This window comes from Stenotrophomonas sp. 220_Sma (assembly GCF_056487375.1).
Genome location: NZ_CM151348.1, coordinates 300,111 through 320,927, shown reverse-complemented (window position 1 = coordinate 320,927; position 20,817 = coordinate 300,111). Strand labels below are relative to the sequence as shown.

Sequence of the window (20,817 nt, the reverse complement as noted above, 5' to 3'; positions counted from 1 at the left end):
TGTGCCGCCGTGGTCACATTTCGCAGTTGCCGCCGTCAGTGTCATCGGGTGACAGCTGTCACTGCCGTCATCGCTGTGCCTGCCTTCATGCTGTGCCGCACGCTCCACCGCCGGAACCGCCGCCGTCCGCTCTTCCGGCCACACCCGCCCGAACGTCTGTGATGGAACGAATGAACGCTTCTGCCGAGTTGTTGAAGGAACTCCGTATCGACCGCAAGTCCCCGCCGCCCGCCTCCGGAGGGAGTGGCAGTGGTGGTGGCCGCCGCTGGCTGTGGATCGCGATCATCGTGATCGTGTTGCTGCTGGCCGCTGCTGCCTTCGCCCTGTTCGGGCGTACGCCAGCGGTGGAAGTGGAAACCGCACCCGCCGTGGCCATCCAGCAGGGCAGCGCCAGCAGTTCGGTGCTCGATGCCAGCGGCTACGTGGTCGCCCGGCGCATGGCCACGGTCTCGGCCAAGATCACTGGCAAGGTGCGTGAGGTGATGATCGAGGAAGGCATGCGCGTGGAGCAGGGCCAGATCATGGCCACGCTGGACCCGATCGATGCCGACGCGCAGCGCAGCCTGTATGCCTCGCAGCTGCAGGCCGCACGCAGCCAGGTGGCCGGTCTGGAGGCACAGCAGAAGCAGGCCGCCGCCGAAGCCAGCCGCCTGCAGGCGCTGGTCGGCCAGCAGCTGGTGTCGCGCTCGCAGTACGACCAGGCCGTGGCCCAGCGCGACAGCCTGCGTGCCCAGCTGGATACCGCGCAGCGCAACGTCAAGGTGGCCAACGACCAGCTGGCCATCGCCGACCTGGGCGTCGACAACAACATCGTGCGTGCGCCGTTCTCCGGCGTGGTCACCGCCAAGGCCGCGCAGCCCGGCGAAATCGTCTCGCCGCTGTCGGCCGGCGGCGGCTTCACCCGCACCGGCATCGGCACCATCGTCGACATGGACTCGCTGGAGATCGAAGTCGAGGTCGGCGAAGCCTTCATCGGCCGCGTGCAGCCGAAGATGCCGGTGGAAGCCACGCTCAACGCCTATCCGGAGTGGAAGATTCCCGGCGAGGTGATCGCCATCATCCCCACCGCCGACCGCGGCAAGGCCACGGTGAAGGTGCGCGTGGCACTGAAGGTGAAGGACCCGCGCATCGTGCCGGAGATGGGCGTGCGGGTCAGCTTCCTGGAGCAGGCGCAGCCGCAGGCGGCGGCCAAACCGCAGGGCGTGCGCGTGCCGGCGGGCGCCGTGGTCCAGCGCGAGGGCGCCTCGGTGGCCTTCGTGCTGGGCGACCAGAACCGCGTGCAGCAGCGCACGGTCGAGGCCGGCCAGGCGATGGGCAAGGACCGCCAGATCCTCAAGGGCGTCAGCGCGGGTGAGTCGGTGGTGGTGAACCCGCCCGACACCCTGCACGATGGCGCCAAGGTGCAACAGAAACAAGCGCAGTAACGGCCTGGCGCCCACGGGCGCCGCCGGCAGCACCGCTCGACGCACGCCTGCGGCCCCCGCCGTGGCGCTTCCCCGTTTCCCGCCTTCCGTGGAGAACCACCCATGTCGACCCTGGTTTCACTGCGCAACATCACCAAGACCTACCAGCGTGGCCCCGAGAAAGTGCAGGTGCTGCACGGCATCGACCTGGACATCGCCAGCGGCGACTTCGTCGCGCTGATGGGTCCGTCCGGCTCAGGCAAGACCACCCTGCTCAACCTGATCGGCGGCCTGGACAACCCCAGCGGCGGCGAGATCAGCATCGAAGGCGAGCGCATCGACCAGATGAGTGGCGGCCAGCTGTCGACCTGGCGCAGCCACCACGTCGGCTTCGTGTTCCAGTTCTACAACCTGATGCCGATGCTGACCGCGCAGAAGAACGTGGAACTGCCACTGCTGCTGACCCATCTCAATGCGGCGCAACGCAAGCGCAACGCCGAGATCGCGCTGACCCTGGTCGGCCTGGCCGACCGCCGCAGCCACCGCCCGAATGAACTGTCCGGCGGCCAGCAGCAGCGCGTGGCGATCGCGCGCGCAATCGTCTCCGACCCGACTTTCCTGATCTGCGACGAACCGACCGGCGACCTCGACCGCCAGTCTGCCGAGGAAATCCTCGGCCTGCTGCAGCAGCTCAACCGCGAGCACGGCAAGACCATCATCATGGTCACCCATGACCCGAAGGCCGCCGAGTACGCCACGCACACGGTACACCTGGACAAGGGCGAGCTGGCCGACGCGCCGCTGGCCCACTGACGGAGGCCACGGCGATGAAATATTTCTCGTTGGTGTGGGCGCAGCTGTTCCGCAGCCGCACCCGTACATTGCTGACCCTGCTTTCGGTGGTGGCCGCGTTCCTGCTGTTCGGCATGCTCGATTCGGTACGCGTGGCATTCACCTCCGGCGGCAGCGTGGAAGGCGCCAACCGGCTGGTGGTCGCCTCGCGGCTGTCGATCACCCAGTCGCTGCCGATCCGTCTGGAAGCCCAGGTGCGGCAGGTGGCCGGCGTGCGTGACGTGGCCTACGGCATGTGGTTCGGCGGCATCTACCAGGACCCGAAGAACTTCTTCCCGAACTTCTCGGTGTCACGCAACTACTTCGATGTCTACCGCGAGCTGCAGATCGATCCGGCACAGCTGGAGGACTGGAAACAGACCCGCACCGGTGCCATCGTCGGCGAGACCCTGGCCAAGCAGTTCGGCTGGAAGATCGGCGACACCATCCCGCTGCAGGCAACCATCTTCCCGCGTGGCGGCAGCAACGACTGGCCGCTGGAGCTGAAGGGCATCTTCCGCTCCAAGGACCGTGCGCTGGCCGCCAATGAAGAACGCCAGCTGATGATGAACTGGAAGTACTTCGATGAGTCCAACGACTACATCAAGAACCAGGTGAGCTGGTACACGGTGACGCTGGACAACCCGGACCAGTCCTCGCGGGTGGCGCAGGCCATCGATGCGATCTCGGCCAACTCCGACCACGAGACCAAGACCCAGACCGAATCGGCGTTCCAGCAGGCCTTCGTCAAGCAGTTCGCGGACATCGGCATGATCGTTACGTCGATCATGGGTGCGGTGTTCTTCACCCTGCTGCTGTTGACCGGCAACACCATGGCGCAGGCGGTGCGCGAACGCGTGCCGGAGCTGGCCACGCTGAAGACGCTCGGCTTCAAGGACAGCACCGTGCTGACCCTGGTGATGGTGGAGTCGGTGCTGCTGATCGGCCTGGGCGGCCTGATCGGCATGGGCCTGGCCGCCCTGATCCTGCCGGCGATCGGGCCGAAGAGCATGGGCATGCTGCCGCCGCACGTGCCGACGCCGACCTGGCTGATGGGGCTGGGCCTGATCGTGGTGATCGGCATCATCGTCGGCCTGTTGCCGGCGCTGCGTGCCAAGCGCCTGAAGATCGTCGACGCACTGGCCGGCCGCTGAGGAGAACGCAGACATGTTCAAGAGCAAACTCAAGAAGTGGCTGGGCAACGGCGTGACGGTGCTGCTGCTGGTGATCGGCCTGGTGCTGTGGATCAGCCTGCCGTGGATCGGCGTGCTGGCCGTGGCCGTGCTGGTGGCCCTGTGGCTGCTGCTGACCCGCGGTGGGCGACTGGCACTGGCCGCCACCCGCATCGGCGTGGCCAGCCTGCCGCAGCGCTGGGGTGCGTCCTCGGTGATCGTGGTCGGCATCGCTGGCGTGGTCGGCGTGCTGGTGGCGATGCTGGCGATGGGCGAAGGCTTCCAGGCCACGCTCAACAACACCGGCGATGACACCACTGCCATCGTGCTGCGTGGCGGCTCGCAGGCCGAAACCAACTCGGTCATCACCCGCGAGCAGGTACCCACGCTGTCCACCCTGCCCGGCATCAGCCGCGATGCCGAAGGCCGGCCGTTGCTGTCACCGGAGCTGTCGCAGGTGGTCAACCTGGTGTCAAAGTCCGACGGTACCGACGTCAATGCGCAATTCCGCGGCGTCGGCCCGCAGGCGTGGGCGGTGCATGACAAGGTCAAGATCGTCGAAGGCCGCACGTTCGCCACCGGCCTGCGCGAGATCGTGGTCGGCCAGGGCGCCAAGGGCCAGTTCCGCGATATGGAGGTGGGCAAGACGTTGACCCTGGGCAACCAGACCTGGACCGTGGTGGGCGTATTCGCCACCGGCGACGCGCATGATTCGGAACTGTGGACCGACGCCGATACGCTGGCCACCACCTACCAGCGCAGTGCGTGGCAGTCGATCAGCGTGCGCACCGATGGCAAGCCCGGCTTCGAGCAGTTCAAGGCCGCCGTCGCTGCCGACCCGCGCCTGAAACTGGACGTGGAAACCACCCGCGTGTACTACAGCAAGCAGGGCGGTGGCCTGACCAAGCTGATCGACATCCTCGGCAAGGTGATCGGCACCATCATGGCGGTGGGTGCGGTGTTCGGTGCGCTCAACACCATGTATGCAGCAGTGGCCACGCGCGCGCGCGAGATCGCCACCATGCGCGCGATCGGCTTCCGCGGCCTGCCGGTGGTGACGGCGGTGATGCTGGAGACGATGCTGCTGGCCCTGCTCGGCGGCCTGCTCGGTTGCGCAGTGGCATGGCTGCTGTTCAATGGCTACAGCGTGTCCACCATCGGCAGCAACTTCAGCGCAGTGGTGTTCAAGTTCCATGTGTCGCCGGAACTGCTGTGGACCGGCCTGAAATGGGCGCTGGGCATCGGCCTGGTCGGCGGCCTGTTCCCGGCGCTGCGCGCGGCACGTTTACCCATCACCACGGCGCTGCGCGAAACCTGAGCATCACGCAGCGACAGACTGCGCATCACGCAGGGGACGGAGCGAACGCTCCGTCCCTTTTTCTTGCGCGTCATCCGCGAATGGCGTGGATCTACTCAGGGCGATGCAGCCGGGCCTGGTGATGAACCAGTACGTCCAGTAGATCCACGCCATGCGTGGATGGATGCCTGCACACACGCACTGCTACAGATTGCGGGAAATCCGCCGCTATCGATGCCTCTGCCCATCGCCAACGCAACGCACGTGACGTTGCGCACATCACATCTGTGGATTGTTGGTTGCGATTCATTTTCGCGCACATCCGCGGCACAGCGATAAACAGTTACGAATGGAAACATTCTAGAATCGCGCCCCCACGTTGGTTTGCAGCACCCCACGCGCCCACAGAACGGGCGCATGTTTTTTCTGAAGCACGAGATTTCACGGATGTCCCTGAAAACCAATCCGCTGCGCAACGCGATCGTCATCGCGCTGGCCGCCAGCTGCACCACCCCCGCCTTCGCACAGAGCACCGGCGACGCCACCACCACTCTCGACCGCATCGAAATCACCGGCTCGCGCATCCGCCAGGCCAGTGTCGAGACCGCACAGCCGGTGATCGCGCTCAACCGCGCCGAGATCGAGAAGAAGGGCTACGTCAACGTCGCCGACATCCTGCAGGACATTCCCGCTGCTGGTTCGCCGAGCATGAGCCGCGCGTCTTCGCTGACCTCCTCGCGCGACTTCGGCGGCATGTACGTCAGCCTGCGCAACCTCGGCCCGGAACGCAGCCTGGTGCTGATCGACGGCCGCCGCATGGGCGTCAGCGCCGGCGGCTACTCCGACCTGGCCTCGATTCCGTCGGCCATCGTCGAGCGCGTGGAAGTGCTGACCGACGGTGCATCCGCTCTGTATGGCTCGGACGCGGTCGCCGGCGTGGTCAACATCATCACCCGCAAGAACTTCGATGGTGGCGAAGCCAGCGTCTACTTCGGCCAGTACGGCCAGGGTGACGGCCAGAAGCGTTCCTACAGCGCCACCTTCGGCAAGACCTTCGACCGCGGCTGGTTCACCGTGGGTGCCGAGCGCACCAAGGAAGACGAAGTGCTGGGCAAGGATCGCGAGTTCAGCCGCTATCCCAACGGCCCGCGCCACCCGACCGACAACCTGAACGGCAACACCCCGTGGGGCTACGTCACCGTCGGTGGCAAGAACCTGACCGTGGGCCCGGGCGGCGATCCGAGCCAGAAGGGCAACTTCCACGCGCCGGATCCGGCCGATGGTGCCAACAGCAAGACCAACATGAGCCTGCTGACCGGCCTGGAGCGCACCTCGGTGTTCGCCAACGGCGGCTTCTCGATCACCGACGACCTGCGCATCGTCGCCGACGCGCTGTACAGCAAGCGCGAATCGACCAAGCAGCTGGCCGGCTACCCGTACTCGGTCAGCGCCGCCCAGGCGCGCAACGGCAGCCGTGCCGCCCTGTCCAAGGACAGCACGTTCAACCTGTGGGGCCAGGATGTGCTGTTCGCGCACCGCTCCGAGGAGCTGCCGCGCGGCACCGAGAACAATCTGGAGACCAAGCGCGCCAGCATCGGCCTGGAAGGCAGCTTCGAAACCGGTTCGCGGTACTGGGACTGGAACGTCAGCTACATGTACAACCGCAATGAAGGCGAGCGCATCGGTACCGGCAGCATGTACCAGCCGCACGTCAACCAGGCCGTCGGCCCGTCCTTCATGGATGGCAACGTGGCCCGCTGCGGCTCACCGGGTGCGGTGATCGCCGGCTGCGTGCCGTGGAACCCGGCTGCGCCGATGGGTTATACCGGCCCTGGCTCGCTGAGCAACCAGGACGTACAGGACTACCTGTTCGCCCGCTTCGTCGACAAGATGAAGAGCACCACCAAGGTGGCCAGCGCCAACATCTCCGGTTCGCTGTTCACCCTGCCGGCCGGCGACATTATGGGCGCGATGGGCTTCGAGCACCGCAGCGAAGAAGCCAGCTACACCCCGGACATGCGGGTGCAGAAGGGTGAGATTACCGGCACCACCGGCCAGCCGACCCGTGGCGACTACTCGCTCAACGAGGTCTACCTGGAGCTGCAGGTGCCACTGCTGGCCGATCTGCCGTTCGCGCGCGAACTGTCGCTGGACGTGGCCGGTCGCTACTCGGATTACAACAACTTCGGCTCGACCACCAACAGCAAGTTCGGCCTGAAGTGGAAGCCGATCGACAGCCTGCTGGTACGCGCCACCTACGGCACCGGCTTCCGTGCACCGACCGTGGATGACCTGTACGGTGGCACCGTCAGTACCCGCGATTCGTTCACCGATCCGTGCGATACCTCGTTCGGTACCGCGGCCACCAGCCCGACCGTTGCTGCCCGTTGCCAGGCGCTGAAGGTGCCGGCCAACTTCCGCCAGCTCAACAGCGATGGCACCGTTGCCACCAAGCCGGGCCAGCAGTCGACCGTCGACTTCAACTCGGGTTCCAACGCGGCGCTGAAGCCGGAAACCGCCAAGACCTGGACCGTGGGCCTGGTGTACAGCCCGGACTTCGTGGCCGGCCTGGATGTCAGCCTCGACTGGTGGAAGATCCGCATCAACAACGCCATCGTCTCCGAGACCACCAACAGCATTCTCGAGCAGTGCTATGTGCAGGGTTCGGACGCCGCCTGTGGCCGCTTCACCCGTGGCAGCAACGGCCAGGTCAACAGCCTGGACCGCTCGCTGGTCAATGCCGGTTTCCGCGAAACCGCCGGCTATGACATCAACGTGCGTTACCGCCTGCCGGAAACCACGTTCGGCCAGTTCGCCGTCAACTGGAACACCACCTACACCGACTACCTGAAGCAGCGCAACGACAACGCCGCGACCACGCCGGTGGAGCAGCGCACCAGCTGGGGCGGCGACTTCCGCGTCCGCTCGACCTTCAACCTGGATTGGCAGTACGGCGACCTCGGCATCGGCTGGACCGCGCGCTACTACTCCAGCATGAAGGAGAAGTGCTCGTACATGGACGAGTGCAACCTGCCGGGCTTCAGTTCGTCGTACACCAGTGCATCGCCGACCAACAAGGTGGGCTCCAACACCTTCCACGACCTGCAGGTGCGTTACAGCCTGCCGTGGGACGGCACCGTGTCGCTGGGCGTGAACAACGTCTTCGACCACCAGGGTCCGATCATGTACAGCCAGCCGAACAGCAGCTTCACCTACTACGGTGGCTTCGATATCGGCCGTTTCATGTACATGAAGTACCAGCAGCGCTTCTAAGCCTGCAACCGCGTTCCCGTCACAGCCAACTCTCTCCTGGCTGTGGATGGAAGCAGAGCGGCGCCCCTCGGGGCGCCGCTCTTTTTTGTGCACACGTGTCAGCCGAGCGGACGCGGCGCTAGCGCTTGGCGCGCATCGTGCGGATGTTGTCGCCGACAAACAGCACCAGGCCGGCCCAGATCGCGGCAAAGCCGATCGCCTTTGCGGTGTCGAACGCTTCGTGGAAGAAGAACACACCCAGCAGCAGCTGCAGGCTCGGCGCGATGTACTGCAGGATGCCGACCAGCGACAGCGGAATGCGCTTCACGCCGTAGGCGAAGCCGATCAGCGGCACGGCGGTGACTGCGCCGCCGAAGATCAGCAGCAGGTCGTTGCGCCAGCCCCAGCCATGGAAGAACGCGCCGCCATGGCCGTTCTCGGCCCAGATCGCGAAGGCCAGCGCCGGCAGGAACAGGTACATGCTTTCCACGCCCAGGCCGGCCACCGGGTCGACCGAAACCAGCTTGCGCAACAGGCCATACAGGCCGAACGAACAGGCCAGGCCCAGCGCGATCCACGGCGGTGTGCCGGCGTCGATGGTCAGCCAGGCCACGCCCACCGCCGCCATCGCCACCGCCACCCACTGCAGGCGGCGCAGGCGTTCCTTCAGCACCAGCACGCCCAGCAGCACGTTCACCAGCGGGTTGATGAAGTAGCCCAGGCTGGTCTCGATGACATGGCCGGCGTTGACCGCCCAGATGTACAGGCCCCAGTTGAAGGCGATGGTCAGGCTCGACACCAGCAGGATCGGCAGCGCGCGCGGCTGCGCGGCGATCTTCTGCCACCAACCCAGGCGCGAGCTGATCAGCAGCCAGCCCAGCACCAGCACGGTGCTCCAGATGATGCGGTGGGCGATGATCTGGAACGAAGGCACCTCGTTGAGCAGGTGCCAGTACACCGGCACCAGGCCCCAGATCACGAAGGTGGACGCAGTGACCAGCAGGCCCCGGCGTTGTTCTTTCTCATCCATGCTCATTTCTTTCTCGTCCTTGCCATCGTCAGCACCACCACACCCAGAAGAATCACCACCATCGCCAACAGGTCGCGCCAGCCGAAGCGTTCACCGTTGAGCAGTGCGCCCAGCAGCACCGCGATCACCGGATTGACGTACGCGTAGCTGCCCGCCAGCGCGGGGCGCACGTTCTGCAGCAGCCACACGTAGGCGGTGAACGCGACGATGGAGCCGAACACGCACAGGTAGGCCATCGCCAGCAGGCCACCGGTATCGGGCAGCGTGGTCGGGCGCTCGCCCACCGCCAGGCCGATCAGCACCAGCAGCACGCCGCCGCAGAGCATCTGCCCGGCAGCGGTCATGAACGGGCCCGGCAGATCCAGCCCGCGTGCCCACACCGAACCGAAGGCCCAGCCGATCGGCGCGATCAGCAGCAGCACCAGCCCGGTCGGCGAGGCCGTCAGGCTGCTGCCGGCGTTGAGCCAGACCACGCCCAGGAAACCGATGGCGATGCCCAGCCACTCGCCACGGCTGGCGTGCTGGCCGCGCAGCGCCGAGAACAGCGCCATCCACAGCGGCACCGAGGCCACCGCCGTGGCGGCCAGGCCCGAGGACACCTCACGCTCGGCCAGCACCACCATGCCGTTGCCCAGCACCAGCATGGTCACGCCCATGATGACCAGGTTGCGCCACTGCCGCAGGGTCGGGTTCGGCAGCTTCCAGAACAGGCGCAGCGCAAGGAACATCAGGCCGCCGGCAATGATGAAGCGGCTGCCCGAGACCATCGTCAGCGGCAGTGCGCCGCCGTGCAGGGCCTTGGCGATGCCCAGGTAGGTCGAGCCCCAGACCACGTAGACCAGCAGCAGTGCCAGCGCGACAAGGCCACCCCGGGGGGCAGCCGCAGACGAAGAGGGGGGAGCCGACATGACACACCAGGGAGCCGGGGGAAGGCGGATTCTAGGACGTTTTGAGTATGGTCCGGGACCCCATACGGTGGCACGCTGTCATCCATCCATGCACCCTGCTCTGGTCTGCTACCCCGTGTTGACGGTCGATGCAGTACCAAGAGGGCTGCCCGGCCGCGCCGCCCCAAGGCCGGGCGCCGTTTTCCCTGCGCACGGACGCGCCGCATCGAGGATTCCCACCCAGATGAGCACCACGTCCCAACCTGCTGTCCCCGCGAACGACCGCGCCGCCCTGCGGCGGTCGATCTCCAACACCCTCAAAGGCTCCGCCGGCAACCTGGTGGAGTGGTACGACGTCTACGTGTACTCGGTGTTCGCCGTGTACTTCGAATCGCAGTTCTTCTCGCCCGACGACAAGAACTCCACGATGTACGTGTGGGCGATCTTCGCGGCGACCTTCCTGATGCGCCCGATCGGCGCCTGGTTCTTCGGTCGCTTCGCCGACCGCCATGGCCGCCGCCTGGCACTGACCGTGTCGGTCACGCTGATGGCGCTGTGTTCGTTCCTGATCGCCATCACCCCCACCGCCGCCAGCATCGGCATCTGGGCCGCGGTCATCCTGCTGTTCGCGCGCCTGCTGCAGGGCTTCGCCACCGGTGGCGAGTACGGTGCCAGCGCCACCTACATGTCCGAGGCCGCCATTCCCGGCCGCCGCGGCTTCCTGTCCTCCTTCCACTACGTCACCCTGGTCGGTGGTCATGTGCTGGCCCAGCTGACGCTACTGCTGATGCTGACCTTCTGGGGCAAGCCGGAAATCTCCGAATGGGGCTGGCGCATCGCCTTCGGCATCGGCGGCATCGCCGCGGTGGTGGTGTTCTGGCTGCGCCGGGGCATGGACGAATCGCTGTCGGAGTCGTCCATCGAGGCCGCGCGCGAGGGCAAGGCGCAGAAGTCCGGCTCGATGTACGAACTGTTCGTGCACCAGTGGCGGCCGCTGCTGCTGTGCTTCCTGATCACCGCCGGCGGCACCGTGGCCTTCTACACCTACTCGGTGAACGGCCCGAAGATGATCCAGAGCGCCTTCGCCGGCAACGACCCGATGACCGGCACCCTGATCAACCTGGGCGTGCTGGCGTTCCTGATGGTGCTGCAGCCGGTCGGTGGCTGGCTGTCGGACATCATCGGGCGCAAGACCCTGCTGGTGTTCTTCGGCGTCGGCGGCGTGCTGTACAGCTGGTACCTGATCACCCAGCTGCCGCACCAGCATGACGCCACCCTGGCCTTCCTGACCCTGGCCATGGCGTTCGTCATCCTCACCGGTTACACCTCCATCAACGCGGTGGTGAAGGCCGAGCTGTTCCCCACCCATGTGCGCGCACTGGGCGTGGGCCTGGGCTACGCGCTGGCCAACTCGCTGTTCGGCGGCACCGCCCCGCTGCTGTACCAGGGTGCGCTGAAGACCGGCCACGTCGACTGGTTCGCCATCTACGTGACCGCGACGATCGCGGTATCGTTGGTGGTCTATGTGTTCTTCCTCACCAACAAGGGCCCGAACTGGCTCGACGGCACCCGCAAGTAAGCGCGTTGCCCTGATCGCGGCCACCGGTGCACTGCCGGTGGCCGCTGCGTCTCCCGCCACGCCATTGATGTGGATCGCGGCGACGCTGGCCGCAGCCACGGCATTGGCCTGGCTGCTGCGCCGCCCCAACGCACAGGCCGCGTGGCCGCGCATCGGATTCGGGATTGCCCTGCTGGTGTTCTGCGCCGCGCTGGCGCTGCAGCTGGCGGTGGACCTGGGCAGCGGCCACAGCTCGCTGCAACTGCGCCTGCATCGCGGCATCAATGCAGGGTCGCCGGTTGGACTGCGCACGATGCTGGCGTGCTATCTGGCAGCGCTCGCCGCCAGTGGCTGGGGCGCGTGGAAGCTGCTGCGCCGGCGCTGACGAATACCCGGGCGTGCCGGCCGCTGGCCGGCAACGCCACCTCTTTCGGTAGTGCCGGCCGCTGGCCGGCAACCTCATGAACCTCCGGAAAGAGCAGGGAGTTGCCGGCCAGCGGCCGGCACTACCTCAACGGCGGGCCGCTTCGCTCTTGTCGCGCGCGCCGCGGAACTCCGATTCCTTTTCCCACGTCGGCCAACGGCGGCTGTTGGCCAGCTCGGCGCCCAGGTCATAGACCAGCAGGGTGTCGGCGGCGTGGCCGCTCGGGTCCCAGCTCGGCGTCCACGCATCGCAGGCCTGGTGGTAGCAGTCGGCGAAGTACTTCTCGCGCAGCGCGCGGCCGGCTTCAACGCCGCCGTCCAGCTTGTCCAGGCCCGGGCCGATGGTGATCGCCGGCACGCCCAGGCGGGCGAAGGCGAAGTGGTCGGCACGGTAGAAGAAGCCGGCTTCCAGGTTCGGGTCCGGGCTGTAGCTGCGGCCGCGGGCCTTGGCCACGCGCTCCAGGTCACCCTCCAGCGAGACCCGGCCCTTGCCCCACGAGGCGATGTCACGGGTCGCGCCATCCGGGCTGAACATCTCGATGTTCAGCACTGCAGCGGTCTTGTCCAGCGGCGCCAGCGGGTGCGCGGCGTAGTAGCTGGCACCCAGCAGGCCCTTCTCTTCGGCGGTCAGGGCCACGAAGTACAGCGTGCGCTGCGGCTGCGGGCCGGCGGCGAACACGCGGCCCAGTTCCAGCACGGTGGCCACACCGGTGGCGTTGTCGATCGCACCGCGGCGGATGCGGTCACCCTTGGCGTCCGGCTGGCCGATACCAAAGGCATCCCAGTGCGCGGAGAAGATCACGGCCTCGTCGGCGTGTTCACCACCGGGCAGCTTGGCCACCACGTTGCGGGTCACCACCTGCTCGCGCTTGAGCGCGAAATCAACGCTCAGCTTTGCATTGTCCAGCGCCACCGGGCGGAAGTCGGCGCGCATCGCCTTGCGCTTCTCGGCATCGAAGTCGAGGCCGGCGTCGGCGAAGATCGCCTCGGCCAGTTCGCGCTGCATCCAGCCACGCAGCGGCGTGTGCTGCGCCATCGCCTCGGCCTGGCTGCGCTCGATGTCGAACAGCGGCGAGGTGCCCGAGCTCTTCACCGTGGCCCAGCCATAGGCGGCCGGTGCGGTCTCGTGCACGATCAGCACGCCCTCGGCGCCACGGCGTGCGGCTTCCTCGAACTTGTAGGTCCAGCGGCCGTAGTAGGTCACCGCCTTGCCGTCGAACGCGCCCGGCGCATCGGCTTCGAAATCGGCGTCGTTGATCAGCACGACGGCGATCTTGCCGTGCAGGTCCACGTCCTTGTAGTCGTTCCACTGACGCTCCGGCGCGTCGATGCCGTAGCCGACGAACACCAGCGGCGCATCCTTGATCTGCACGCGCTTGCGCGGCTGCAGGCTCTGCAGGGTCACGTCCACGCCGTTGGCCAGCGCGTGCTTGCCCTGCTTCAGCGACAGGCTGGCCTTGGCCGCGCCGTCCAGCTGCGCGCGTACCAGCGGCACCGGCTGTACCCAGCTGCCATCCACGCCACCCGGCTGCAGGCCGTAGCTGCGGAACTGCTCGATCAGGTACTGCACCGTGCGCTCTTCGCCCTCGGTGGCCGGCGCGCGGCCCTCGAATTCATCCGACGCCAGCACATGCACGTGGCGCGATAGTGCCTGCGGATCGATACCGCCACCCGGCAGGTCGTTGGCCGCATGGGCCAGGCCACCGACAAACAGGCAGGACGACAGCAGCAACACGCGCATCGGATTCACGGCAGTACCACGGCTAGCTTGGAAGTCACCAGAGTGTAACGTGGTCGTGACATCACGGCGCAGCCTGGGTCCACGTCATCCACGCGTGGCGTGGATCTACCTGCTGATGCGGTCCAGCCAGCAGGCCAGGCCCTGCGCGTTGAGTTCGATGTCCATCGCCAGCACTGCAGTCACCGCGGCATCGTCCAGCGCGCAGCCGTGCAGCTGTGCACGTTCCAGGTACAGCGCCTGCAGTGCGGCCAGCAGGCAGCGGTGACGGTCCGGTCGGCCATCGCACTGGCGGCCGATGGCGGCCATCGCATCGATCTGCTCGAACAGGTCGTCGGCCAGTTTCTCCACCTGTTCCACACGACCGTAGTGGGTCAGGTACATCGCCTGCGGCGCGTAATCGAGCATGCGCCGGATCGAGGCCTTCATCGCCTCCGGATCGAACTGCACCGGCGATGAGGTGGGGAAGATGAAAGCACCCTGCGCACTGTCCAGCTCGCGGTAGGAGATGCCAAACGTATCGCCGGTGAACCAGCTGCGGCTGCGCGCATCCCACACGCAGTAGTGGTGCAGCGCATGGCCCGGCGTGTGCAGCAGCACCAGCTCGCGGCCGGCCAGGTCGATGCGGTGGCCGTCTTCGGCCACCACCACACGGTGCTCCGGAATCGCCTCGATGCGGCCATAGCTGCGCGCGATCTCTTCGGCGCCATACACCGCCGTGGCACCCGCAATCAGGCGCGTCGGATCGATCATGTGCGGCGCACCGCGCGGGTGCAGCACCGCCTTCGCATTCGGCAACTGCTGCATCAGCAGGCCTGCACCGCCTGCATGATCCAGATGCACGTGGGTGAGCAGCAGCCAGTCCACCGCCTCCACGCCCAGGCCGGCATCCGCCAGCGCCTGCAGCATCGCCGGCACCGACAGACCAGTGCCGCAGTCGACGAACGCAGCGCGGCCGTTTTCAACGATCAGATAGGCAGCGTCGAAATCCGGGCGCTGGAAACCGGTATCGATGGTGTGGATGCTGGGGTCGGCGGTCATCGGCACGCACCTGGCAGGATCGGGAACAGACCCCCATGGTAGGCGCGCAGGCGGCCCGGGTTCGATGCGGCTTTGGTCGGGTAGTGCCGGCCGCTGTCCGGCAACCTCGGGATAGCCAGGAGAATGCATGTGCCGGCCAGCGGCCGGCACTACCGATCAGCCGGAGCGCAATGCGAACCGCGGCCGCAGCAACAGGGCCAACACCAGCACCGCCAGGAACGCGCCGTAGGCGTACAGCACCGCCAGCACCTGCGGCCAGATCGGGCCCGCGCCCGGCTGCACCACGCCAATGCGGTAGCCCCACAGCATCGACACGATGCTCAGCGCGAATGCGAGCACCAGGGTGGTGCTGTCGAACAGGCGCCGCCGCGCGGTGCGCGGCTGGCGCGGGAACAGCCAGTACAGGCTGCCCAGCAGCAGGAACCAGGGCAGGAACAGCAGCAGCGACAACCAGGCCATCGCAGACTCCATGTCATCGCGCCGGAGGCGCGCGGACATCATGCCATGACCTTCGTTCACGGGTAGTGCCGGCCGCTGGCCGGCATCCGCCCTTCAACGGCGCCGACCAAGGTCGGCATCTACCGATCAGTCGGCTCGAAGTGCCGCCAGTGCGGCCAGCACTACATCCACTTCCGCGTCCAGCTTGAACAGCTCGCTCTGCAACTGGTCGCCCTGCTCGGCCTGCTTGATCACCGCGATCAGCTGGCCCGCATCGCGCGGCGAATCGAAGCCTTCGCTCTGGATCAGCAGCGTGCCGTCACCAGCGGTCAGCTTGAAGTAGAAGCGGCCATCCTTTTCGCGGTACTGCTTGAACAGCGGCGGTGCCACACGAGCTACGCCGGCGTCCTCGCTGGCGATGTCGCCCGCAGTGGACAGGTCACGCAGGCCCACCGCATGGCGCAGCTCGTCCAGCAGCGGTGCCGCCAGCTGCTCGCGCAGCTGCTGGCCACGGCGCTTGAGCAGCGCCTCGATCTTCTCCGGCTCGGCCATCAGCGCGTTGTAGCGCTCGCGCAGCGGCGAGAGCTCGCTGTCGATGCGCTCGAACAGCTGCTGCTTGGCATCGCCCCAGCTGATGCCGGCGGCGAACGCCTTGGCGAATTCCGCGGTCTGTTCCGGGGTGGCGAACGCCTGGTACATCTGGAACAGCGCCGAGCCCTCGGTGTCCTTCGGCTCGCCGGGTGCGCGCGAGTCGGTCAGGATCGAGAACACCAGCTTCTTCAGCTCCTCGCGCGGCACGAACAGCGGAATGGTGTTGTGGTAGCTCTTGCTCATCTTGCGGCCGTCGAGGCCCGCCAGCGTCGCCACCTGCTCGTCGATCACCACGTCCGGCAGCGGGAAATACTCCTTGCCGTACACATGGTTGAAGCGCTGGGCGAAATCGCGCGCCATCTCGATGTGCTGGATCTGGTCACGGCCCACCGGCACCTGGTTGGCCTTGAAGATCAGGATGTCGGCGGCCATCAGCACCGGGTACATGAACAGGCCGGCGCTGACGCCTGCATCCTCGTCCACACCTTCCTCGCGGTTCTTGTCCACCGCCGCCTTGTAGGCGTGGGCACGATTGAGGATGCCCTTGCTGGCGATGGCGGTCAGGAACCACATCAGCTCGGTGGTCTCGCGGATGTCGCTCTGGCGGTAGAACCACACGTGTTCCGGGTCCAGGCCGCAGGCCAGCCAGCTGGCCGCGATCTCCAGGGTCGCGCGCTGGGTGCGCTGCGGGTCCTGCGACTTGATCAGGCTGTGCAGGTCGGCCAGGAAGAAGAAGCTCTCGATCCCCGGCGCGCGGCTGGCCGCGATGGCCGGACGGATGGCGCCAACGTAGTTGCCCAGGTGGGGCGTGCCGGAGGGGGTGATGCCGGTAAGGACTCGGGTCGTCATGACTGCGTGGGGAAACCTTCGATGAACGGGGCCAGTTTACCGTGCCAACGGTCAACCCCGTCAGGGCCAACGACGCGTTCATTCACCCAACCCCGCTGGAGACGCCCGATGAAACGCCTGCTGCCCCTGCTGCTGATCCTGCCCCTGGCCGGTTTCCGCCCGGCCCCGATGCCGCCGCCGGTGTACGAGGGCGGCCCCGTGCGCATGGCCCTGGTCGACCGCGACCGCGGCACCGAACTGCGCAGCTACCCCGCCGAGGGCCAGCGCTGGGTGGCCGGCGAGCGCGGCCACCGCTACGCCGTGCGGCTGTACAACGACAGCCCGCGCCGGGTGCTGGTGGTGCTGTCGGTGGACGGCGTCAACGCCATCTCCGGCGAAGATGCCGATCCTTCGCAGACCGGCTACGTGCTCAATCCCGGCCAGCGCGCCGACATCACCGGCTGGCGCAAGAGCCAGGACGAAGTGGCGCAGTTCGTGTTCAGCAGCCCCAGCGGCAGTTATGCCAGCCGCACCAGCCGCCCGGACAACATCGGCGTGGTGGGCGTAGCGGTGTTCGAGGAAGCGCGCCGCTGGCGTCCGGATCCGATCCTGCGCCGTGGCCTGCCGCTGCCAGCCCCGGCGGCGGAAGCGTCGGCCGATGCCAGCGCCAGCAGCAGCCGCATCGAGGGCTATGCCAGCAAGTCGCAGGCGCCAGCGCTGGGCACCGGCCACGGTGCACGCGAGCAGTCTTCGGTGCGCGATACCGACTTCGAACGCGCCAGCCGCAGCCCCGCACAGGTACTGCAGCTGCGTTACGACAGCGCCCGCAACCTGCGCGCACGCGGCATCCTGGTGGATTCGCCGTCGCGCCTGCCGCGCGAACCACAGGCCTTCCCCAACCGCTACGTGCCGGACCCGCCGGCGCGCTGATCGTCCCGCCCAGACAACACAACGCCCGCAACCTCTCGGTGCGGGCGTTGTGCTGTGGGGGAAACCGAAGTGCTTACTTGTAGTCCGGGTAGTCCTTGCTCACGGCGTCCTGGAACTCACGCACTTCCTTCTCCGCGCGGTCCTTGGCCCAGCCATAACGTTCCTGCAGGCGACCGGCCAGATACTCGGCATTGCCTTCGGCCACATCGAAGTCGTCGTTGGTCAGATCGCCCCACTTGGCCTGGGCCTTGCCCTTCAGCTGCGACCACTTGCCGGAAATGATGTCTTTGTTCATTGCTGGGAGTCCTTGGTTGCAACGGCGTTCTTACCGTGGCTCCAGCTTCGCGCAGCGGCTGTTGAATACCGGTCAACCGGCAATGAAATAGATGCTCACCTGCTTGAATGGTTCACTCCGCTTCGACAGCACGCAGCGAAAAGCACGCGCAAAAAAAGGCCGGGGAAATCCCCGGCCTTTTCTCTTTCCGTTCCGTGCAGGGCTCAACGGCCCTTCGCGGTGTCCTCGACCTTCTCGCCCGCCTTCTGCACGTCCTTGCCGGCACCGGCAATGGTGTTGCAGCCGGCCAGCAGGGCCACCGAGAACATCGACAACAGCATCAGGGCAACTACGCGCTTCATGGGCTTCTCCTTGGGTTTGCCGCTACACCGCTTCATTCGCGGATGGGATTGTTTCGCTCGGCGGGAGAAGGCCAACGCCCACCACCGCCGCGTGAAGTGCAATCTGGCGGCAGTGGCGTGGAGCGGGCGTGAACGGATCACAGATCCGTTCAGGCGGCGCCGTCAGTCACGCATCAGGGTGGACTTGCCGAACAGGCTTTCGACCAGGTCCACGGCCAGTTCGGCGGTGGCATTCTGCTTGTCCAGCAAGGGGTTGAGCTCGACGATGTCCAACGACCCCATGCGTCCGGTGTCGGCAATCATTTCCATCACCAGCTGCGCCTCGCGGTAGTTCACCCCACCCGGCACTGTGGTGCCCACGCCCGGCGCGATGCTCGGGTCGAGGAAGTCGACATCGAAGCTGACGTGCAGGTGGGTGTTCTCGTCGATCCCGGCCAGTGCGGCTTCCACCGCGCGCTTCATGCCGTTCTCGTCGATGTAGCGCATGTCATAGACATCGACCTTGTGGGTCTTGATCAGGCGCTTCTCTTCCGGATCCACCGAGCGGATGCCGATCTGGTGCATCTGCGCCGGGGTGATCGCCGGTGCGCTGCCACCAAGACGGGTCAGCGCATCCGGGCCGAGGCCGCACAGGCAGGCCACCGGCATGCCGTGGATGTTGCCCGACGGGGTCACGTCGCTGGTGTTGAAATCCGAATGGGCATCCAGCCACAGCACGCGCAGGGTCTTGCCCTGTTCGCGGCACCAGCGCGCCACCGCAGTGATCGAACCAATGCCCAGGCAGTGGTCGCCGCCGAGCATGATCGGCATGCGGCCAGCCTGCAGTTCGGCATAGCTGGCTTCCATCAGCGCATGGTTCCACGCCACCACTTCATCCAGGTGGCGGTAGCCTTCCACCGGCTCGGTCCACGGGTTGCGCGGGCCATCCAGGTTGCCCAGGTCACGCACGTCCGCGCCGCGCGCCTCCAGCGCCTCCGGCAGGCCCGCCACGCGCAGCGCTTCCGGGCCAAGCCGGGCACCACGATGGCCCGCACCCACGTCGGTGGGAACGCCAATCAGGGATACGGAGATGGGATGGGCCATGGGTGCCTCCTGCGGTGGGGAAAAAGAAGCACAGTCTAGCCAGAGCTGTGTGACACCACTCGCGGCGGTGCAGCAGGACATTGGCATGGCATGATGCCGCGCGGACCCAGCCGCCCCTCATGGAAGATTGCGATGTCGCCCTTCATCAATACCGCCTGGCCGCGCTTTTTCATCGTGGCACTGCCCATCGCCCTTTTTGCGGTTCTGTTGAACAGCACGGTCGATGCGACGCCGAACGGTTGGTTGATCCAGATGGCGCTCCTGCTGGTGCCGTTCTCGACCCTGGTATTCCTCGGGTTGGGTTGGCAGCGTCTGCGCAAGGCACACGCTGAATATCCAATCCTGAAGAGCGAACTGCACCGTATGCTGGCGGCGTTGATCGGCAACGTGAAAGTGGCCGCGCTGTGGTTCGGCCTGACCTTGGTCGGAACGTTCGCCCTGATGCTGGCGTGGGTATTGCTGCGGAAGACGTGTGGCTGACGCGCGGCGGGTCGCGCTCAGAGAATCGCCGACGACCACGCTTCGGTGCGGAACGGGCGCTTCTTCAGCACGTCGATCCGCCATTGCCCTGCCACGCGCTTGAGCACGAACAGGCGTTCGTAACGTAGCGCGCGGGATTTCTGTGCATGGTCACGTACCAGCACTTCGGCCTTGGAGGCCGTCGGCTGACCGACGGCGGCCAGCAGATCCTCCGGCACGTGCACCGGCGGATTGCCCACCGACATGCCCGTGGAATACACCCGCTTCCGGTCGGTACACCAGGCCGCAAGGATGTTCGCGCGCTCCTGTTGGAATGCTGCACTACCGAGCAGGTCTCCACCGGCCTTGGCATCACGGTAACCACGTGTTTCCCACGCATGGCAGGCCAGCATATAGCCACGCACCACGGCTGCCGGTTCCCCTTCTGCGGCCGGTTCAGGCCACACAAGCGGCGGCGCCTCCTCCAACACCGGTGGCATCTGTGCGCCCGCTGCCTGCAGGCACTGCACCACAGCCGCATGCCCGCGCGCTTCGGCCAGCGACAGCGCATTGCGTCCTTCGAAATCCACGCGTGCAACATCAGCACCGCCAGCCAGCAACAGCTCGACCATCGGCAGATGACCGCCCTGCGCCGCCACCATCAGCGGTGTGCGATGCAGTTCCGGCGAGGCCACGTCCAGCGAGGCGCCGCGCGCGATCAGCAGGCGTCCGATGTCTGCGTCGTTGCGCTCGGTCGCCCATCCCAGTGCGGTAAAGCCCACCGCCGTGCAGGCATGCTCGATGTTGGCACCGCGGTCCAGCAGCCGCGCCACCGCGTCAGCCTTTCCGGCGATCACCGCCGACAACAACGGCGTGCGTCCGGTGCCTTTGTGCCGCCACTCGATGTCCGCGCCGGCATCCAGCAGTGCGTCGATGCGGTCGAGATCCTGTTGTTCGGCCGCCTTGGCCAGGAGGTGGGACATGGGGGGCTTCCGTGGGGTTGGCACAGGCCCGGCAGCTTAGTGCCATCGCAACGCCGGGGCCACTTTGTGCCGATGTGAAGCACCGATGCCGTTGGCCGCTTATGATGATCGGGTGGGTGAACTGTGCGGTCAGTTAAGTTGGCTTTACGCGTTGTTTCGCCCTGCGCGCAGGTGGCTGCGCTGCGATGGGCTATATGCCCGCACGTTCCAGCGCTGCGCGATATGTCGCTTTTGCCA

The 20,817-nt window shown here is 66.6% G+C and carries 19 protein-coding genes; 9 read left to right on the top strand and 10 right to left on the bottom strand.

The genetic code is table 11. The features are described 5' to 3' along the window. Nucleotides 1-170: 170 nt before the first annotated feature. The 5 genes from ACZLIB_RS01545 to ACZLIB_RS01525 all read left to right on the top strand — a co-directional run bounded on the left by ACZLIB_RS01545 (nucleotide 171) and on the right by ACZLIB_RS01525 (nucleotide 7,976). Nucleotides 171-1,424, top strand: a complete 1,254-nt coding sequence (locus ACZLIB_RS01545; protein WP_478468975.1) for an efflux RND transporter periplasmic adaptor subunit — start codon at nucleotides 171-173, stop codon at nucleotides 1,422-1,424. 102 nt (nucleotides 1,425-1,526) lie between these two features. Beyond that, nucleotides 1,527-2,216, top strand: a complete 690-nt coding sequence (locus ACZLIB_RS01540; protein WP_049399872.1) for an ABC transporter ATP-binding protein — start codon at nucleotides 1,527-1,529, stop codon at nucleotides 2,214-2,216. Between the two features lie 14 nt (nucleotides 2,217-2,230). Continuing rightward, nucleotides 2,231-3,388: an ABC transporter permease gene (locus tag ACZLIB_RS01535; RefSeq protein ID WP_478468973.1), complete on the top strand. Its 1,158-nt coding sequence runs from the start codon at nucleotides 2,231-2,233 to the stop codon at nucleotides 3,386-3,388. Nucleotides 3,389-3,401: 13 nt separating this feature from the next. Further along, nucleotides 3,402-4,724 carry an ABC transporter permease gene (locus ACZLIB_RS01530; RefSeq protein WP_478468972.1) on the top strand — a complete coding sequence of 441 codons (1,323 nt, stop codon included), beginning with the start codon at nucleotides 3,402-3,404 and terminating at the stop codon, nucleotides 4,722-4,724. A 426-nt stretch (nucleotides 4,725-5,150) separates the two neighbouring features. Next, nucleotides 5,151-7,976 carry a TonB-dependent receptor gene (locus ACZLIB_RS01525; protein WP_478468970.1) on the top strand — a complete coding sequence of 942 codons (2,826 nt, stop codon included), beginning with the start codon at nucleotides 5,151-5,153 and terminating at the stop codon, nucleotides 7,974-7,976. 118 nt (nucleotides 7,977-8,094) lie between these two features. On the opposite strand, the gene rarD is transcribed toward ACZLIB_RS01525, so the two are convergent. Together rarD and yedA are read right to left on the bottom strand one after the other, a co-directional pair. Beyond that, nucleotides 8,095-8,991 (bottom strand): EamA family transporter RarD, encoded by an 897-nt coding sequence (rarD, locus tag ACZLIB_RS01520; RefSeq protein WP_032128173.1) that lies wholly within the window; start codon nucleotides 8,989-8,991, stop codon nucleotides 8,095-8,097. Next, nucleotides 8,988-9,893: a drug/metabolite exporter YedA gene (gene yedA, locus ACZLIB_RS01515; protein ID WP_049462312.1), complete on the bottom strand. Its 906-nt coding sequence runs from the start codon at nucleotides 9,891-9,893 to the stop codon at nucleotides 8,988-8,990. The genes rarD and yedA overlap by 4 nt, the downstream gene beginning before the upstream one ends. A gap of 223 nt (nucleotides 9,894-10,116) precedes the next feature. Between yedA and ACZLIB_RS01510 the strand changes: the two genes are divergently transcribed. Beyond that, nucleotides 10,117-11,451 (top strand): MFS transporter, encoded by a 1,335-nt coding sequence (locus ACZLIB_RS01510; RefSeq protein ID WP_010486964.1) that lies wholly within the window; start codon nucleotides 10,117-10,119, stop codon nucleotides 11,449-11,451. A gap of 67 nt (nucleotides 11,452-11,518) precedes the next feature. Further along, on the top strand, nucleotides 11,519-11,815 hold the full coding sequence (locus ACZLIB_RS01505; protein ID WP_478469899.1) for a hypothetical protein: 297 nt from the start codon (nucleotides 11,519-11,521) through the stop codon (nucleotides 11,813-11,815). A 126-nt stretch (nucleotides 11,816-11,941) separates the two neighbouring features. Here ACZLIB_RS01505 and ACZLIB_RS01500 read toward each other — a convergent pair whose 3' ends face one another. From ACZLIB_RS01500 to ACZLIB_RS01485, 4 genes are all read right to left on the bottom strand, one after another. Further along, nucleotides 11,942-13,594, bottom strand: coding sequence for a M28 family metallopeptidase (locus ACZLIB_RS01500; RefSeq protein WP_478469898.1), 1,653 nt, complete (start codon nucleotides 13,592-13,594; stop codon nucleotides 11,942-11,944). 105 nt (nucleotides 13,595-13,699) lie between these two features. Continuing rightward, nucleotides 13,700-14,632: an MBL fold metallo-hydrolase gene (locus ACZLIB_RS01495; protein WP_032128178.1), complete on the bottom strand. Its 933-nt coding sequence runs from the start codon at nucleotides 14,630-14,632 to the stop codon at nucleotides 13,700-13,702. 156 nt (nucleotides 14,633-14,788) lie between these two features. Next, entirely contained in the window at nucleotides 14,789-15,091 is a 303-nt protein-coding gene (locus ACZLIB_RS01490; RefSeq protein WP_065724234.1) for a hypothetical protein, read from the bottom strand. 126 nt (nucleotides 15,092-15,217) lie between these two features. Beyond that, nucleotides 15,218-16,510, bottom strand: a complete 1,293-nt coding sequence (locus tag ACZLIB_RS01485) for a tryptophan--tRNA ligase (protein ID WP_478468969.1) — start codon at nucleotides 16,508-16,510, stop codon at nucleotides 15,218-15,220. 108 nt (nucleotides 16,511-16,618) lie between these two features. On the opposite strand from ACZLIB_RS01485, the gene ACZLIB_RS01480 reads away from it, so the two are divergent. Then, entirely contained in the window at nucleotides 16,619-17,419 is an 801-nt protein-coding gene (locus ACZLIB_RS01480; protein ID WP_478468967.1) for a hypothetical protein, read from the top strand. A 73-nt stretch (nucleotides 17,420-17,492) separates the two neighbouring features. Here ACZLIB_RS01480 and ACZLIB_RS01475 read toward each other — a convergent pair whose 3' ends face one another. From ACZLIB_RS01475 to rocF, 3 genes are all read right to left on the bottom strand, one after another. After that, a complete protein-coding gene (locus ACZLIB_RS01475; RefSeq protein WP_004153772.1) occupies nucleotides 17,493-17,714 on the bottom strand; it encodes a CsbD family protein in 222 nt (73 codons plus the stop codon). A 203-nt stretch (nucleotides 17,715-17,917) separates the two neighbouring features. Next, complete coding sequence (locus ACZLIB_RS01470; protein ID WP_008266021.1) at nucleotides 17,918-18,055, bottom strand: entericidin A/B family lipoprotein; 138 nt, start codon at nucleotides 18,053-18,055, stop codon at nucleotides 17,918-17,920. Between the two features lie 162 nt (nucleotides 18,056-18,217). Beyond that, nucleotides 18,218-19,138 (bottom strand): arginase, encoded by a 921-nt coding sequence (gene rocF, locus ACZLIB_RS01465; RefSeq protein ID WP_478468966.1) that lies wholly within the window; start codon nucleotides 19,136-19,138, stop codon nucleotides 18,218-18,220. Between the two features lie 132 nt (nucleotides 19,139-19,270). On the opposite strand from rocF, the gene ACZLIB_RS01460 reads away from it, so the two are divergent. Then, the gene (locus ACZLIB_RS01460) at nucleotides 19,271-19,618 is read left to right on the top strand and encodes a hypothetical protein (RefSeq protein ID WP_132808861.1); all 348 of its coding nucleotides are present in this window, start codon (nucleotides 19,271-19,273) and stop codon (nucleotides 19,616-19,618) included. Between the two features lie 17 nt (nucleotides 19,619-19,635). Here the strand turns inward: ACZLIB_RS01460 and ACZLIB_RS01455 are convergent, their stop codons facing one another. Beyond that, on the bottom strand, nucleotides 19,636-20,580 hold the full coding sequence (locus tag ACZLIB_RS01455; RefSeq protein ID WP_478468964.1) for an ankyrin repeat domain-containing protein: 945 nt from the start codon (nucleotides 20,578-20,580) through the stop codon (nucleotides 19,636-19,638). Nucleotides 20,581-20,817: the final 237 nt, after the last annotated feature.